Raw genomic sequence first — 17,200 nt, 5'->3', positions numbered from 1 at the left:
ATGGTGCCTAATCAAAATCAAATCGCCAATCCGCAATCCGCGCAATTGCCGCAAGTCAAAGGACCGGAAATGAATGATCGGGATTTCGTTAACGATGGCCTCAGTACGTGCAAATACTTGACCGACAGTCTTAATATCGCTGTACGAGAGGCTAGCCACGAACAACTTCATGCCGATTTACAGCTGATTCTGAACGAGACGCACAATAGCTGCCGCGACCTTTATAACCTGATGTTCCAGAACGGCTGGTATAAGCTCGAAGCCGAAGAGCAGCAGAAGCTTCAGCAAGCACAGCAGCAATTCAGCGGGTACTCCTCGCAGTTTCCTTATCATTAAAGAACGAGAAGGCCTTCTCCTATGTGGATGGGCCTTCTCCTGGAGGTCATTGAAATGAACAAGCAAAGGGCTCAAGAAATTACCGTCTCCCCCGTTATGGCGGATGTAACCTATAATGGGGCTTCCATTTATATCCAACATGTGGATTTAGACAATGAAACAGCTAGAATATACCCTCTAGACCAACCGGAGAATGAACAAGAGGTTCCTATACACAATTTGCAGGAAAATGGTCCAGAACAAGATATCGAGGGTGTCGCTCGATTTTGTCCGCTCCCTTGATCTATAGAATAAGTAACGGCGAAATGTACTTTTAATAAACAAAGGCGAATTTTCATTCGGTTTGAATGGAAATTCGCCTTTGTTTTAAGGTTTTCTTCATGTCTTCTACTTCAACAGTCGGTTTGGTCGAACGATTATCCGAACAAAGAGTCAGCCTTCATTTCGCATCCAAAGCTCATACAGTTGGTCCAAATGGGATTGGACAGCCTCTCTGACTGCCCACACTTCTGCAAGATTACTACCGCCGGGATTAGAAATCAGTTCTTGTAGGGACATATCCAATGCGAGCAGCTTCTCCTCTTCTTCGGCAATCGCCAGCTCCAGTTGATCCCGGCTGTTTTTCAGCGTTTTCTTGGAACGTTCCGGTTTCTTTGGCTGAGGAGAAGCGCCCGCCGAGAAGGTCTCTTTACCCGATGGATTATTGCCCTTTTGGGAACGAAACTCCCGGCTCTTTTCCTTATAAGCATCAAAATCGCCTAAAAAGACCGTGATTTTGCCCTGATTCAACTCCCAAATCTTCTGGGAAAGCCGATTAATCAAATACCTGTCATGGGTTACGGCCAATAGGGTGCCCGGGAATTCCTCCAACGCTTCCTCCAGCGCTTCTCTGGAGGCGATATCCATGTGGTTCGTCGGTTCATCCAGAATGAGCAAGTTGGGTTTCCGTAACACAAGTACCGCCAGCCTTAAACGCGTCCATTCACCTCCGGACAGCTGACTCACGGACTTGAACACATCCGCGCCATAGAACAAATAAGCGGCTAAACGGGAACGGGCTTCCCCTTCTTCGAGACCCGCTTCCTTCCTAAAGTACTCTAGCACTGTTTTCTTAGGTTCATCCGGGTATTCCTGCTGTGCCAAGTAACCCACACTCACCCGTGAACCGAGACTCAGGTCCCCTTCGTCTATTTGCTCTTCTCCGAGGATGAGCTTCAATAGGGTCGTTTTACCGGATCCATTGCCTCCGACCATCATGACCTTTTCTCCGTATTCCAACAAACCTGCGGCTTTATCGAGCACCGTGAAACCTCCGTACTTCTTGCTTACGCCGTCGAACTCCACGACTCTTCGTCCTGACCGGCCGGTGGGGTTCAAATCAAATTCGGCTCCCTTGAGATCAACAGCAGGCCGCTTGAGCTTCTCCATTCTATCCAACGCTTTCTGCATGGAGGCCGCTCTTCTGAAGAACTTCTCGTTCCCTCCGACGCGTCCCCACTCTATCAGCTGCTTGATGGTCTCTTTCATCTTCTTGATTTTTTTCTGCTGCTCTTGAAAATCGGCGAATTCCTGCAGCATCCGCGCTTCTTTCTCTACGACGTATTTGGTGTAATTCGTATGATAGGCGGTGGACTCCCCGTCCTCCAGCTCAATGATTTTCGTTACGACGAGGTCGAGAAAATAACGATCATGCGACACGATCAGGCAGGCCCCCGCATACTTGTTCAAATAATCTTCCAGCCATTCGACCCCGGCCAAATCAAGATGATTGGTCGGTTCGTCCAGAAGCAGCACGTCAAGCTTATAAATAAGCTGAGAAGCCAAGCCTACCTTTGTCTTCTCTCCACCGGACAACGAGGCATACGTTCTTCCGTAACGCTCGCGCTCAATTTGCAGGCCACTCGCCACCTGGTCTATTCTCGCATCCAGTTCGTAGCCGCCTTCACGCTCAAACCGTTCCTGAAGCTCCGAATATTGTTTAAGCAAAGCGTCCAGCCGCTGCGGAGGATTAGCCATTTCCGGTTCGGACATGGCTATCTCAAGCTCGGTCATCTCTGTGCGGCAGGCAAGTAAATCGCGATACCCCGCGGCTAACACCTCGTATACAGTTCCTTGCGCCAACTCCGCCGGTATTTGCTCGAGATACCCGATTTGCGCATCCTTCCGCACTGTCAGTTGACCTTGATCCGGTTTGTCCAGCTTGGCAATCAGCTTAAGCAATGTTGATTTGCCGCTTCCGTTGCGGCCAACCAACCCGATCTTCTCCCCCTGGTGAATTTCCAAGGTAACATCCTCAAGAATAAGCTGTGCACCGTGATATTTTTTAACATTTTGACAATTGATCATTAACATAAAATGGATCCTCCTATTTGAAGACCCTACCGCGTGAAAATAAGAAAAGGACGCAGGGAAAATTCCCTACGCCCTTAGGCTTTAACCGTACTGGTTAAGGTAGGAGTCTTTTCGTGAGTTGTGACGCCGTATGGGAATAAATGGACAGACCTTTCCCGCCATTCACAACGCCATGAACGATGCCAGCCATCTCTATGGGCAGCCGGCTAATTTGGCTATTCAACAACTCTCGATTCATCCTACCTTCACCTCCTTAAATTCGTTAACTTGAGGATAACATACCAGATATTGGGCTTGCAACTTCAACCGGATCGTAAATCATTGACTTCAGGTCGATTAAGAGATGCAAACAAAATACCCGTGCATATAAATAGTGCGCCGATTATGCTAGACCAAGCAACAGACTCGCCCAACTGAAGCCAGCCGAACAGCAAACCCAGAACCGGAACCATCATAAGCGCAATGGAAGCCAGCGACGCTTCAATTCGATTAACAATATGGAACCATGCCACGAAAGCAATTGCCGAGGAGAATACTCCGGTAAACAGCAGAGAACTAACTCCAGGCAGCGTCCATCGGACGCTGTCAATGGGCTCTGTCAGCCCGGCGATCCCAAGCAATATGACTCCTCCGAGCAACATTTGCCAGGACGTCATCACGATGATGTCGTGACCCGTAAAATATTTTTTGCTCATGACGGTGGCGCATGCCCAGCACACAGCGGAACCGACGATAAGCAATTGCCCTAGCAGCTCCGAATCCATTGCCGGATGAAGCAGCTGCGGCCCAATAATGAAAAGAAGCCCGGTTACTCCCGAGCTCAGACCGATCGTTTTCATGACAGTTAAGCTTTCCCGGAGGACGAATCGCGCCAGAACGCATACGACGATCGGCATGAAAAACACCAGAATCGACGCTTTCCCCGAGCTGACAAATTGCATCCCGTAGGTCAGCAGCCCGAAATAACCAACCGACATGAAGAGACTCATAACCGCGATTTTTCCCCATTCCTTTCGAGCGGGGATCCACCTTTTGCGGAATAGAAGCTGAAGCGCGAATAAAGGCAGCGCTCCGATGATGAGGCGCAGCGCAGCATAAAAAAACGGCGGAATATCGACCAAGCCTATTTTGATTACCGACCATGTATAACCCCAAATGACTGTAACCAGTATAATGAGAAGAACTATTCGCCAGGACATGTGCGGTTACTCGCCCTTCTTGTAGCCGTTAATAAGCAAATGAGCCTTGAACATCTCGATGATGGATGGCTGCTCTTCCTTGGTCGGCCAATTGTCCGGATTCCACAGGCCAGCCTGCTTGAATGCGCGCGGACAGTGGATGAAGCATTCCTCTACCTCGACGACAACTGCAAGTCCGGTGGTCTTGCCGTTCCATTGTTGGCTTGCTATAAACTCCTTATTGCGGGTAATGATGCTTCGTCCGTTTATCCGCAATACTTCGTCCATGCCCGGTATGATGAAAATCATGCCGATTTGCGGGTTTTCAATGATATTCAGCATGGAATCGATTCGACGGTTTCCCGGGCGGTCCGGAAAAACGATCCTCTGCTTATCCAACACCTTCACGAATCCGGGGCCATCCCCTCGCGGAGAGACGTCCGCCTTGCCAGTCGCAGCGGAAGTAGCCAGTAAAAACAGCGGCGACATCGACAAAAAATTTTCGATATGGGGATCGATTTGGGAAACCGTCTTTTTTATTACGGACTCGTGAGGGTCTTCCATCATGGCCCGCAGATTTTCCGCGTTAGTTACGGTGTCTTGCTTCCATAAAGCATCCGTCAATTTAAGTCCTCCTCATTTCAACCTCAATGGCATCGGCTGTAAGATCCGCGGTTGGGATATGAGAGCCGGCGGCTTGTCGCTGACCGCTTATATGGGCGGCTACGATGAGCCCGCTTTCCACCTGCACGCTGACAAGTTTCCGAATCGGAATAACGGAGTAATGAAGCTCCTCCTCTAACTCCTCGCAGAGCCGGACCAGCATGGCCGCGCCATTCCGACGCGCCTGCTCCAGCCTCTCTATCGCGACCGCATCGCCCGAGCTTTCAAACCGCTTCAGTTCAAATTCGCAGGAGCGTACTGCAAGTCCTAACGCCAGGCCATTGTAGAATTTGGCAGTAAGTAAATTATCGAAGACATGGGCTACCTTGGCCGGTTTGTTAAACGAAGTTTGGCTATCCGCCCAGCTTTTCTTGGCCTCTCCGATCTCTCCTACCATACGCAGCGATTGGTCTACTAGCTTGATAAACGGATTATTGCCATCACGGTTGATATAGGGGCGAGCCTCTTCCAGCATGGACTCCAGCTCCGCGAAAAAGATGTTGCACATGTCCACGTTCTGATAGATAGCCTCCCGGCGCGTTATGTCCGCCTCGCTGAGATCCTGCACGCGGGCATCGAAAAAATAGGGGAGCTCCGTCAACAGCGTCACGCAGTCCGGATTGACCGAAGAAGCGTAATCCCCGCTTGACGTGCCGCAGCTATAAGCAGCGGGCGGCCTGCCGGTATTTTGTTCCGTGTAGTCGTATTCCTGCCTTGCACTCATCGTCTGGAATACGGCGGGAGCGAACTCGGTTAGATATGGCGCTTCCGGCTCTCCGAGATTCAATGCGACCTCCTGCCTAGACGCGGAACGGTGCAGCGCGTCGTACAGCTCGGGCATGTCTTTGGAAATGTACCAGTAAGCGCCGCCAAAACCGGCGTTGTGAAGGGAATACATGAATGCGGGAGACGTTTCATCCATGATGTTCATCAACGCTTTCGTTTCCGGCAAAGAGTCGTGGAAGTGCAATTCCTTGTAATCGATCGGGAAGGTCCACTCCACCTGCTCGTAGCCGATAGGCCTGTAGTAATGTTTCATATAGTTATAAATACTGTATGGTCCTTTAAACCAACCCTCGTTTAGGCGAACCCCATCCGGATCGATGCATTTGATAATGTACCACGTGAATCCGAGCTCATCTCTCAGCGCCTTGTTTTCCGCCAGCTCACGAGAGAAAAATTCCATCGTCATAGCCCCGATCGGCTCGTTCGGATGCGGACAAGCAAAGCAAAGCGCATTCAGGGGTCCGTTGCCGATCTTCAAGCCCAGTATCGGATGGCCTTGGCGGGAGACGCCCGCTTCGAATAAAACAACAACATTTGGATATTGGTCGGCAAGCTTGCGCGAGCTTTCGTCCATCTCCTCTACGGTCAGGAAAGCCCCGTAATCTGGAATCTTGTCGACGATTTGCTTAATATCCATCCTATTGATCTCCTTATTAAACGGGGGATTGTATGATGCATACAATCCCCCGCCGGTTAATTACATTTTACAGTCAATGTTGTTTATTTATCCAGCCATACGTAGCTATATTCGGAGAACGATGTTTGATCTATCACTTCTTTGGAAAACGGATCTCCCTTAACGTAGGCTTGAATCGTTTCGTATCCTACATATTCGGTAATCGGAAAAATAGGCACGTCTTCCGACAGAATACGCTGCACCTCGACATACTTGGCCACACGTTCCTCTTGCTTCACGAGCTCCGAACCTTCTTTCAAAAGCTGGTCCAGCTTAGGATTGCTGTAGCCCATCCCATTGAGCGGAGCACCGGTAGAGACCCGCGTGGTGACAGCTCCGACATCGGGACCTTGGTAACCGCCTGACAAGTAAAGCTGGAAATTCCGATCTGTCAATATTTTCGCCTCCCAGGAAGCGTAATCCGACACATTAATCGTTAGATTAATACCCGCTTTCTTGAGCTGATCCTTCATTACCGCTGCAATATCCTCAAAAGCGGTATATTGGAAAGTATCAAGCGTTATATCGAGATAATTGCCGTCTTTATCCGGATTATAACCCGCCTGTTCCAATAATTCCTTCGCTTTGCCCGGATTGTATCCAGGAACGGCGAAATCGTCGCTAACCGCCCAAGCAAACACGGGCGACAAGAAATGTTTGGATTTCAGACCTTGTCCTTTCAATGCTTTGACGATAATCTCATCGCTGTCCAGCGCGTAAGCAAGCGCCTTCCGCACCTCCGGTTTATTGAACGGCTCCTTATCAAAATTATAGGCGACATAGGTGCGCGAAGGAAATAAGGAGGTCTTTACATTCAGCTTCGGATCGGCCTGCATTTTCTCGACTTCGGCAGCCGGAGGATCTACAAGTATATCAATCTCGCCGTTGTATAAGGACTGCACCATCGTGTTAGAATCGGGAATAATCGAATAAATCAGCTTGTCTACATACGGAACCTTCCCATAAAAATCTGCATTTTTCTCAAGGGTCAAGTTTACGCCCGTCTTATACTCCGTGTACTTGAACGGACCGGTGCCGATCATCTGCGTATCGGTGCCCGCTGCCCATTCGGCTTTGCTGTAAATATGCTCAGGAAGTATAAAAGTGCCATACCAAGCCAGATAACCAAGGAAGGAAGCATTGGGCTTGGCGATCTTGATGACGACGGTATTGTTATCCGGCGTCGTAATTTCGGTGATATCGCTTAGGCTGCTGACCGCTGTGCCGTTGTTCTTCTTAATGGCTTCCAAGGTGAATTTCACATCGGATGAGGAGAACGGCGAACCGTCGTGCCACTTGACATTCTCATTAAGATGGAACGTATAGACGAGACCGTCATCCGAAATCTCCCAGCTTTTCGCCAAATCGGGGATGATCTGTTGATCGTTGTTGAGCTTCGCTAGTCTGCCGAACACGTTTTGGGCAACCGAATACAACAGATCGGCTGCCGCGGCATTCGGATTAAAGGAACCGGGATCACCCGATAATCCGACCAGCAAAGTTCCGCCTTCCTTAGCTTCCCCTGTCGCCGCTTGACTTTCCGCAGCTTCAGTTTCCTTGGCTCCGCTGTCAGCACTATTGGAAGCTTCAACTTTCTCTCCGCTTGCGCCGTTATCGGAATTTCCCGTGCAGCCCGCCAAAATCCCAATACAAAGTGCCAGAACCATCAGCCATGCCCTTCTTCTCCTCATACTTGCACTCTCCCTCTTATTAAATACTATTTTTAGACGAGTAGTCAGGCAGAATCACCATCCTCCCCCGGATCTAACGCGAAGAGAAACTTTACGATTGTGTATAAGGGCAATTGACCAAATGGCCCATGCCAACATCGGTGATACCCGGATATTCCGTTTTGCAGGAATCGCGCTTTTGATAGCAGCGGGAATAGAAATAACAGCCAGGCCCTGTGTTGATTGAAGTGGGCGGTTCTCCTTCGATGCGGATAATTTCCCTTTTATTAACAGAATCTACTAGCGGGGAATTAGATATAAGTGCTCTCGTATACGGATGCCGAGGATTGTGCATGACTTCATCGGTAGGCCCGACCTCCACGAAACGGCCGAGATACATCACCGCAACCCTATCGGATACGTAACGAGTCGAAATAATGTCATGGCTGATAAATAACATAGCGGTATTATGCTGCCGGCATAAGTCGACAAGCATGTTGATAATATCTGCCCGTACGGACACGTCAAGCATGGATACGGGTTCATCGGCAACGATAAACTTCGGGTTCAGCATCATGGAACGCAGGATGGAAATGCGCTGCAGCTGTCCCCCGGACAGCTCATGAGGATGCCGGTATAAAAATTCCGTTGCGGGAATGAGCCCGGCTTGTTCCATCCACTCCACGCAAATCGCCAGGCGTTCTTCGTAACTGCCGCCGATTTTGTGAAGCTTCAATGTTTCCGTTAAAACTTTAGAAATCGTATAGCGCGGATCGAACGTATCGAACGGATTTTGAAAGATCATCTGTGCCGTTCGCCTGAAGGCTAAGGGGCTGCGTTTATACATCTCCTGCAGCGGAACCCCTGAGAAGCTGATGCTTCCGGAGGTCGCTTCCTCAAGGTTGACAAGCAGCTTGCCCAAAGTCGATTTGCCGCAGCCGCTTTCGCCGATTACGCCTAATATCTCTCCTTTCTTAAGTGATAAGCTGATGCCGTCCACTGACTTAATGTCCTGCCTTCTTGAAGCTTTGCCTTCAGCGGGAACTAGCTTTTTTCTTTGCGAATAATATTTGATCAAGTTATCGACAGATATCACTTTTTGTTCATCAGTGGACATATTTGCCGCCTCCTGCAAGATTACATGCTACCCTCCGGTTGCCTTGCAGTATGATATCAACGGGCTTCATCTCCCTGCAGACCTCCTCTGCGTGCTCACAGCGCTCTGCATAGATACAACCCTTAAGCGGAGCGCTGAGATCGGGTAAAGAACCCGGGATGCCGCGTATATTCCGCTTCTCCCCCGTAAAAGACGGAATAGACTTCAAAAGTCCTTGCGTGTACGGATGCACAGGATTCGCCAGAACATCCTTCACAAGCCCAGTCTCCAGTATTTGTCCAGCATACATGACGGCCACCTTGTTACAGGAGGAAGCGACCACCGACATGTCGTGCGTAATCATAATCCGGGTAATGCCAAGCTTGCGTTCCAACTCGACCATCTCTTCCAAAATCTGCCCCTGTGTAACGACGTCAAGCGCAGTCGTTGCCTCATCCAATAGGAGCAGCTTGGGATTGTGCATTAAACTTAGGGCAATTGCCACCCGCTGCATCATCCCCCCGGACAATTCATACGGATATAAATCATAGACCCGCTCCGGCAAGTTAACCATTATCAGTAGAGAGATGATCTTACTTTTCACATCCCGTTTGGAAAGAGAACGTTCGTGGATTCGCATGACATCCGACATTTGCGCTCCGATTTTGTGCAAGGGGCTGAGGGAATTCATCGATTTCTGAAACACGACAGCCAATTCCTTCCAGCGAAGCTTTGCCAGCTTCTCGTCTGTAAGCTTTAGCAAATCTGTTCCGTTAAAGCGGATTTCACCCGAAACCTCGGTAATGTGCTGAGGCAGCAGCCTAAGGATGGCCATTGCCAGAGTGGATTTGCCGGAACCGGATTCGCCTACAATCCCGAGGGCATCGCGTTCTTCTATGGCGAAGGATACGTTGTTGACGGCATTAACGCGCTTCGTCTTCGTTTTATACGTCACACTCAAGTTATTTACTTCCACAATGGGCATCCTATCCGCCTCCTAGTTGTTATCGCGAAGCTTAGGGCTTAGAACGCGGTTGAGCCCATCGCCGATCAGATAGAATGCCAGCACCGTAAACACAATAGTTAATCCAGAGAATGTGGAAATCCACCATCCGGAAGTTAAATACGTTCGACCGTTGAATACAATCTGTCCCCAACTGATTACATTGGGATCCCCAAGCCCAAGGAAGCTGAGGCTCGCTTCGGTGAGGATAGCGCCCGATATATTCATGGTCGTATTGGCTATTATCGGGAAAATGCCGTTCGGAATAATATGCTTAAACAAGATTTGCGCTCTGCTTTCCCCAACGGCAATGGAGCTGAGCACGAATGTTCGCTCGCGCAAGGACATCGCTTGAGCCCGCATCAGCCTTGCATTGCCAACCCAGCTTGTCAGGCCGATAATTAGCATGACGTTCATCATGCTGCTGCCAAATAGGGCGACGACGAGCAGAATAAGGAAAAAGGTCGGCATGATGAGAAAAATATTGTTCACTTCGGTCAGGACCTTGTCCGACATACCGCGGTAAAATCCGGCAATGCCGCCGAGCAATGTGCCGATAATTCCCGAGATGAGCGCAGCCACTACACCAATCAGAAGCGATGTGCGAGCTCCGTACACGATCATGCTGTATACGTCGCGCCCCAAACCGTCCGTGCCAAGCCAATGAGCCGGGCCGGGAGCGGCAGCCAAATCATCGCCAAGTATGTAGGGATCGTGCGTGGCGAGAAGAGGGGCGAGCAAAGCGACAAGCAGCAGCGCCGTCAACAGCGCGACACCGACTTTGAGCTGATAAGCGCCGCTCAGAATTTGCAGGAATCGTTTGAACGCGAATTGGCTTGCCCGAATGTACACCATGAATTCCCCTCCCTACTTGTACCGGATTCGCGGATCAATAATCGCATACACTAGATCAACGACGATCATGTTGACCGCTACCGAAATTGACAGAAAGAGATAAATCCCCATCAGAAGCGGATAATCGCGGCTTCCGATCGCTTTCAGCATAAAACTGCCCATCCCCGGCCACGAGAAAACAATTTCAATAATCGCCACTCCCGTGAATATATAGGCAAGCGTAATTCCGAACACCGTAACCGTAGGCAATATCGCGTTCTTGAATACATATTTATTGAAAATACGATTTTCCTTCATCCCCGTCGCCCGCAGTGTGGTGACAAAATCCTCGGACATGACCTGGATGACGGAAGAACGGGCAATCCGGAAAAAATATGGCGTACTGAGCAAGGTTAGCGTCAGACCCGGCAATATCAAATGCTTCAGTACGTCCATATAATGAGCGAAGCCGGCATAGTCCGCCCTGAGATCAACCATCCCCGCCGTCGGCAATAGCTTCAGCCATGACGCGAAGATCAGGATAAGCATCATACCCAGCCAAAACCCCGGCATGGAATCGAAAAGATAAGAAACACCGTTAAGAGCTGCATCCAGCTTGGAGCCGGCACGCCGCGCACAGTAAATACCGAGCGCTGTGCCGATAACCAGTGACAGTACCGCAGTCGTGAGAGAAAGGAGCAGCGTCGGTCCGATCCGTTCCGCGATCAGGTCAACGACCGGACGGTTGTTTGAAATCGACTGTCCCAAATCGCCTTGGACCAAATTTTTGAGGTAAGCGAACAGCTGCACGAGCAAGGGCTGATCCAAACCATATTTCGCACGCAGCGCCGCCTCCATCTCCGGAGAAGGATTATCCTTACCCGACAATATATTGACCGGATCGCCGGGGGCGAGATGTATAAGTATAAAGCTGAGAATAATAGCTACGATTATTGTTAGCGCTCCGGTTAACATTCTTCTTCCAATATACCTGCCCAAAGTCATTCCCCCAATCTTCTGACGGTTAACCCCGTTCATTCAATTCCTTTACTTTTCCGAATAGTGGAAAGACTTTCCGAAACTGTCGTAAAAATAAAGAGCCTTGCTGCTGCCAGAGAATAAACCAATTTATACACTAACACGATATTTTTCTAACTTCATCATAAGAGATAACCGTATTTGCGTCAACTTTTATTACATCAAAAAAATATAATTTTAAATCGACTCCAACTCATTAAACTGAATGCGGTTTCATTCGAATGGAACTACCTTATTCATTCTTATTATGATAGAAAACCTTACATATACATTCGAAGAGCAATTCAGGCAAAATACGCAGCGAATAATCGCTATCCAACCGCTCCGTCCATTTGTGCGGATCCATGCCTAAAGGACCCATATTCATGACGGGCACCACGAAACGTTCCATCTCCTTGAACGGAATGGAATAACCCTTCTCCCAAAGAGGCATGTTGCCTACTAATCGGCCATTGGATCCCGATGCATCAGGTTTTCCGACATAACTGAGATCGGTGATCCCGGCATGATAATCGTTGGCCTTAAGCTCAATATCAAACCGCTGCTCTGCATAGTCCGCTATTTCGTCCGATAGTCTCTCGATCAAGAAATGATTTCTGGAGCTGATTGACGGATAATAAGGGGGAGCAAAAAAAAGGACGATCATCGGAGCCATTTGCTTGCACAATAAGGCCAGCGCATCGACTGTTACAGAGGTAGCCTGGCGGTAGTCCGCACCCTTCAATGCAATCAGAGCGTCTGCAACGACGCCGTCAGCCTTCTCTTGGCCAAACGTCTCGCAGGCATACATGTACAGCTCCTCATAAGTCAGAACGCGGACGTTGACTTCTGCGGTCTCCATGCCAGGAAAACCCTTTGCCTTCTCACCATAATGTGCTTCAATCTTCCTCGCGGCGCGATTGGCAGCCGCCAGAAGAGGCTCCATGACCTGATCAGCCGTTTTTTCCTTAAGCATAAGATTAAACATCGTAACCGCACGGTAAGGAATCGTCACCGAATAAGCCGTGATTAAGCTGTTTTGAATTAAATTCGTCGGAGGCGGTGTAACCAAGCCGTCGATTCTCTCGCTGAACGACGTGTCGAGTTCCATTTCACAAGTCATTTGGGCTGCCATATAATTTCCGTTCAAGCCCTCGAAAGGAAATGCGACATGCGTTTCACCGCCATAACACAGAAATCCGGGCAGCAATTTACCGATCGATCCTTTTTCCAAATAACGCAAGCGCTCCCCGGACTGCGGGATGTACATCGGTTCGGAGTTCAGAAGAATGGAATATTGAAGCCCATACCGCTCGGAAATGTCCAACAAGGCAGGCACCGCCGCGCGCATACCGGTAGAATTGACCTCTTCATCCGGCACTGTAACGAACAGTACGTTCCCGTCAAATTCGCCGCAGCAGGCTCGTTCGATCATCGACATATGCAGGGCTAGACCGCATTTCATGTCCATGACCCCCCGCCCGAACAACCACTCCCCGCTCCCGGCATCAAGCCTTACCCGCTCCGGCAGAATGGCCGGGTTGGCACGAAACAGCTCCGTCAGCTTTTTCACGTCAAAGGCGTATGGCTGCCATTCTCCGTAACAATCTGTTTCGACAACGTCGAAATGGCTGAGCAAAATAACCGTATCGCTTGAAACCTTGCCGCTTTTTACCAAGGCGGTAACAACAGAGCGGCCGTCGCCGGTCGGATGCTGCTGCAAGTGTTCAGGATGCTCTTGAAAATAAACCAGTGAGCCCAGCATTTCCGTCAAATCATCTGAAAACCGCTTTTCCGCTTCCGACTCGCTGATGCTCGGAATACTTATCAAATCGCAAAGTAAATCTGTCAATTGCTCCTTAGTCGACCACTTCTTCATGCTGCACCTCTCCTATTTCGTCATTTGAGCTTTCGTTAGTGAAGCCACGTAGTCCGCCAGCAGGCGAGCACCGAAACCGGTTGCCCCTTCCGCGGCGTACCCTTTCGCAACCGTTGCCTCCGCTGTGCCAGCCATATCGATATGCGCCCATTTCACCGATTTGTCGACAAACCGATGCAAGAACAACGCCGCCGTTATCGCACTGCCGTAGGGCATATTTGACACATTATTAACGTCGGCATAAGCGCTTCTCAGCCAATCCTCATACTCCTCCACCAGAGGCATTTCCCAGACGCGTTCGCCGTTCGTCAAGCCGAGCTCCCGCAGCTTTCCAGGTACGCCATCCGTTCCCCAGACGCCCGCGAGCGATGTGCCGAGCGCCGACAGGCAAGCTCCCGTCAAGGTCGCAATATCGACGATGTGCTCGGCGCCAAGCTTTCCAGCGAGTAGGAGAGCGTCGGCCAGCACGAGACGTCCTTCCGCATCCGTGTTTCCGACTTCAACGGTAATGCCGTTCGCATAGCGGATTAATTCGCCTGGAAGCATCGCCTTGCCGTCCACCGTGTTTTCCGCGGCGGCAATTATCGCAACCACGTTGGTTTGAAGACCGCTGTTCACGATAATGTCGAGCGCTCCAATTACGGCCGCCGAACCGCCCATATCGATTCTCATATTGCTTAAATAAACCGAGGTTTTAATGTTTATTCCGCCCGTATCGAACGTAATCCCTTTGCCGATAAGCGCTATCAGCGGCATAGAGGAGTCGGTGCAATATTTAACTTGAATCATAACGGGCGGCCGGGCGCTGCCTCTGCCAACAGCGACAAGCCCGTTCATCTGCTCGCGAGCAAGTACTTCAGCTTTCATAACCGTAATTTCGACAGGAGCATCGCGAAACCGCTCGATCACCCGTTCCGCCAACGTCTCGGGATAAAGAACGTTCGGAGGCTCGTTGCCCAAGTCCCGCGCCAGAATCGTTCCGCGCGCGCTTATTTCGGCTCTTCGGATCGATGACTCGAGAAGAGTAGAAGAAATACCGGCGAACCCTATGAGGCATCCCGCCCTCTCCGGCGTGTTAGCTTTATATTTATGAAAGCGATAAGTACCAAGCAGCCACCCTTCGACAACTGCGGCAGCGGCTTCCTCCGCTCGGAATAGCGCTTCCGGCGAGCTGCAAAGAAGTCCGAGATCCACTTCAATTTCGGCCACGGCTTCCTTCTCCGCTTCCCTGCCGGCGACACCCGCCGCGAAGCGGATCGATTCCAGTCCGAGCCCGTCCGCCAGCCCGACTCCGATTGCCAGAACAGCAGGCGCAGAGCGGCGGCCCCGAAACCAGGTAACCACTCCTCTCTCACCGGTATGTTCCTTCATCTCGTATTCACCCACCTGTTGCGTTCCCATGCTAATGAAATAAATGATGACTTGCGAAGAGGACAGCTTGCTTGCGGTAAACTCCATTCAGCGATCAACCCTCCTCTCTAAATTCTTGTATTTTTCCGTTATGTGGAATACATTTCCGATATGGCTAGAAAAAGAAATGGTCCCTACAACAATCCCCTCTCTACGGCTCCGCGTGATTCTTCTGCTTTCTATCTACAGTAATGAAAAACTTGAGCAATTCGTTCGACAGCCCAGTCCAAATCAGCTGCGGAAATAATAAGCGGCGGAGCTAATCGGATAACTTTCTCATGCGTTTCCTTGCATAGTAGTCCGGCCTCCTTCAGCTTTTCGCAGTAAGGACGCGCCGATCCGCTCGTTTCAATGGCGACGAACAGCCCGCGCCCGCGAATATCGACGATGTCCGGGTGTTGTATTTCAGACAGCTTCTTAAGCAGAACCGCTCCGAGCGCCAATGATCTGTCCGCAAGATTTTCTTCCTCCGTCACGCGAAGCGCAGCAACGGCAACCGCACTCGCCAGAGGATTGCCTCCGAAGGTCGAGCCATGCGAGCCAGGCTCAAACACGCCCAATATGCTGCTGTCGGCGGCGACTGCCGATACCGGCAGCACTCCGCCCCCAAGCGCCTTGCCCATAATGTACACGTCGGGCACGACACCGTCCCAATCGCAGGCAAAACGCTTGCCCGTACGGCCGAAGCCGGTCTGGATCTCATCGGCCATGAGAAGAACGTTATGCTGTTTGCACAGAGCGGCCGCTTGGCTCATATAACCTTCAGGCGGAATAACGATGCCCGCCTCGCCTTGAATCGGTTCCACGAGGAAGGCGGCTGTGTTTGGCGTTATCGCCGCCTCCAGCGCCGCAATATCCCCATAGGGCACCAGTATGAATCCGGGAGTGAACGGCCCGAAGTCTTCGCGATAAGACGGCTCCGAAGAAAATGAAGTAACGGTGATTGTCCGCCCGTGGAAATTACCGGTACACACAATAATTTCCGCCCGTTCCGCTGGAACCTTCTTAACCCGATAAGCCCAGCGGCGGGCAGTCTTGACCGCCGTCTCCACCGCTTCAACCCCGGTATTCATCGGCAGAATCATATCTTTCCCTGTCAGCTGCGTCAATTGTTCCAGCAGGTCCGCTAACGGTTCGTTATAAAAAGCACGGGAAGTTAGAGTAACAAGCTTGGCCTGCCGTTCCAGAGCCTCCATTATGCGCGGATGCCGGTGCCCTTGATTCAGGGCCGAGTATCCGCTCAACATATCCATGTAACGTTTCCCCTCATTGTCTTCGACCCAAACTCCTTCGGCCCTTGCAATGACGATCGGCAGAGGATGATAGTTGTGCGCTCCGTATCGTTCCGTTGTCTCGATCGGATTGGACTTTATTCCCATAATTGTTCCCTCTCCTTCAAGTGTCACTTTTCCGTATAACGGAAATCGTTTCCGTTATTTTGCAACAGAGATAAAGCGATGTTCACCCGCCTAATCTCGACGATATTTCGGAAGCTCTCTTCACGGCGTGTTCGATCAAATAAGCCAGCCTGCCCGGCTCAATCCGTTCTCCCACGATTTCAATACCAAGCGATCCCAGCACTTTCCCTCCGAAGCCGATTAACGGCGCCGCGACCGAAGCCGTCCCTTTCGTGAGTTCACCGTAGCTGATGCCGTAACCCCGGCGTCTGATTTCCTCCAATTCAGTCTGCATGGCGGCCCGCTGCTGCTTGTTCTCCAACAGCTTGATTAAGATTGCCTCTGCTTTGGCCGGTTCCATATAGGCCAGAATCGCCTTGTTCGGCGCACCGAGATTCAGCGGCCCTCTTGCTCCGAGCTTGTCGGTCACGCGAACATTCAACGGGCTGTCGATCCGCTCGATCAAGATACCGTCAATCCCAATTGGAATGTTGAGATAGACACTTTCCTTCACTTCGTTCGCCAAAACTTCCATCACCGGTCTTGCTACGACTCGCAGCTCTGTCTTCTCCAACTGACGAAGTCCGATCTCCATCCACTTATTCCCAATTCTGTACTGTTTCGTATCCGAGACTTGCTCCACCAGCTCCAGATCGATCATCGTAACAATCAAACGGTGCGTCGTGCTGAGCGGCAATCCTACCCGCCCGGAAATATCGGATATGGGCCAGCTTTTTCTGGAATCGTCGGAAACCAGCAGTTTTACGATCTGCATTGCCCGTTCAAGCGTTTGAACCATTTCCCTATCCCTCATTCGTCCGCGGCTTGTATATTATTCATTATACATTCCTTCATTACATTTCAATATAAAACTTTTGAATTTTCATGTCAATATAATAAGCA

At 50.5% G+C, this 17,200-nt stretch carries 15 protein-coding genes and 1 pseudogene; 2 read left to right on the top strand and 14 right to left on the bottom strand.

What is annotated here, in order from left to right; genetic code table 11:
• Positions 1-3 precede the first annotated feature (3 nt).
• Together ACESLK_RS06165 and ACESLK_RS06160 are read left to right on the top strand one after the other, a co-directional pair.
• Positions 4-336, top strand: a complete 333-nt coding sequence (locus tag ACESLK_RS06165) for a spore coat protein (RefSeq protein ID WP_372663552.1) — start codon at positions 4-6, stop codon at positions 334-336.
• A 54-nt stretch (positions 337-390) separates the two neighbouring features.
• Positions 391-567, top strand: a pseudogene (locus ACESLK_RS06160) (small acid-soluble spore protein H); the annotation flags it as partial.
• 201 nt (positions 568-768) lie between these two features.
• Here the strand turns inward: ACESLK_RS06160 and abc-f are convergent.
• The 14 genes from abc-f to ACESLK_RS06090 form a co-directional block, all read right to left on the bottom strand.
• Entirely contained in the window at positions 769-2,688 is a 1,920-nt protein-coding gene (gene abc-f, locus ACESLK_RS06155; protein ID WP_372663550.1) for a ribosomal protection-like ABC-F family protein, read from the bottom strand.
• Between the two features lie 94 nt (positions 2,689-2,782).
• The gene (locus ACESLK_RS06150; RefSeq protein ID WP_372663548.1) at positions 2,783-2,926 is read right to left on the bottom strand and encodes a hypothetical protein; all 144 of its coding nucleotides are present in this window, start codon (positions 2,924-2,926) and stop codon (positions 2,783-2,785) included.
• Between the two features lie 64 nt (positions 2,927-2,990).
• Positions 2,991-3,887 (bottom strand): DMT family transporter, encoded by an 897-nt coding sequence (locus tag ACESLK_RS06145; protein WP_372663546.1) that lies wholly within the window; start codon positions 3,885-3,887, stop codon positions 2,991-2,993.
• Between the two features lie 6 nt (positions 3,888-3,893).
• Positions 3,894-4,490, bottom strand: coding sequence for an MSMEG_1061 family FMN-dependent PPOX-type flavoprotein (locus ACESLK_RS06140; protein ID WP_372663544.1), 597 nt, complete (start codon positions 4,488-4,490; stop codon positions 3,894-3,896).
• A 1-nt stretch (position 4,491) separates the two neighbouring features.
• Complete coding sequence (locus tag ACESLK_RS06135) at positions 4,492-5,952, bottom strand: M14 family zinc carboxypeptidase (protein ID WP_372663542.1); 1,461 nt, start codon at positions 5,950-5,952, stop codon at positions 4,492-4,494.
• 83 nt (positions 5,953-6,035) lie between these two features.
• Positions 6,036-7,682, bottom strand: coding sequence for an ABC transporter substrate-binding protein (locus ACESLK_RS06130; RefSeq protein ID WP_372663540.1), 1,647 nt, complete (start codon positions 7,680-7,682; stop codon positions 6,036-6,038).
• 91 nt (positions 7,683-7,773) lie between these two features.
• Positions 7,774-8,778: an oligopeptide/dipeptide ABC transporter ATP-binding protein gene (locus ACESLK_RS06125; protein WP_372663538.1), complete on the bottom strand. Its 1,005-nt coding sequence runs from the start codon at positions 8,776-8,778 to the stop codon at positions 7,774-7,776.
• Positions 8,768-9,742, bottom strand: a complete 975-nt coding sequence (locus ACESLK_RS06120; protein ID WP_372663536.1) for an ABC transporter ATP-binding protein — start codon at positions 9,740-9,742, stop codon at positions 8,768-8,770. Before ACESLK_RS06120 ends, ACESLK_RS06125 begins: the two co-directional genes overlap by 11 nt.
• Before the next feature lie 12 nt (positions 9,743-9,754).
• Entirely contained in the window at positions 9,755-10,615 is an 861-nt protein-coding gene (locus ACESLK_RS06115) for an ABC transporter permease (protein WP_372663534.1), read from the bottom strand.
• Positions 10,616-10,627: 12 nt separating this feature from the next.
• Complete coding sequence (locus ACESLK_RS06110) at positions 10,628-11,632, bottom strand: ABC transporter permease (protein ID WP_372663532.1); 1,005 nt, start codon at positions 11,630-11,632, stop codon at positions 10,628-10,630.
• A 232-nt stretch (positions 11,633-11,864) separates the two neighbouring features.
• Positions 11,865-13,490: a M20/M25/M40 family metallo-hydrolase gene (locus ACESLK_RS06105; protein WP_372663530.1), complete on the bottom strand. Its 1,626-nt coding sequence runs from the start codon at positions 13,488-13,490 to the stop codon at positions 11,865-11,867.
• Positions 13,491-13,502: 12 nt separating this feature from the next.
• Positions 13,503-14,948, bottom strand: a complete 1,446-nt coding sequence (locus ACESLK_RS06100; protein WP_372663528.1) for a leucyl aminopeptidase family protein — start codon at positions 14,946-14,948, stop codon at positions 13,503-13,505.
• A gap of 131 nt (positions 14,949-15,079) precedes the next feature.
• A complete protein-coding gene (locus ACESLK_RS06095) occupies positions 15,080-16,279 on the bottom strand; it encodes an ornithine--oxo-acid transaminase (RefSeq protein WP_372663526.1) in 1,200 nt (399 codons plus the stop codon).
• 82 nt (positions 16,280-16,361) lie between these two features.
• A complete protein-coding gene (locus ACESLK_RS06090) occupies positions 16,362-17,096 on the bottom strand; it encodes an IclR family transcriptional regulator (RefSeq protein ID WP_372663524.1) in 735 nt (244 codons plus the stop codon).
• Between the last annotated feature and the right edge of the window lie 104 nt (positions 17,097-17,200).

Source organism: Cohnella sp., from assembly GCF_041640265.1.
Lineage (GTDB): Bacteria > Bacillota > Bacilli > Paenibacillales > Paenibacillaceae > Cohnella.
Note: the sequence above shows the minus strand (reverse complement) of the source record. Positions and strands in the feature narration are given on the sequence as shown.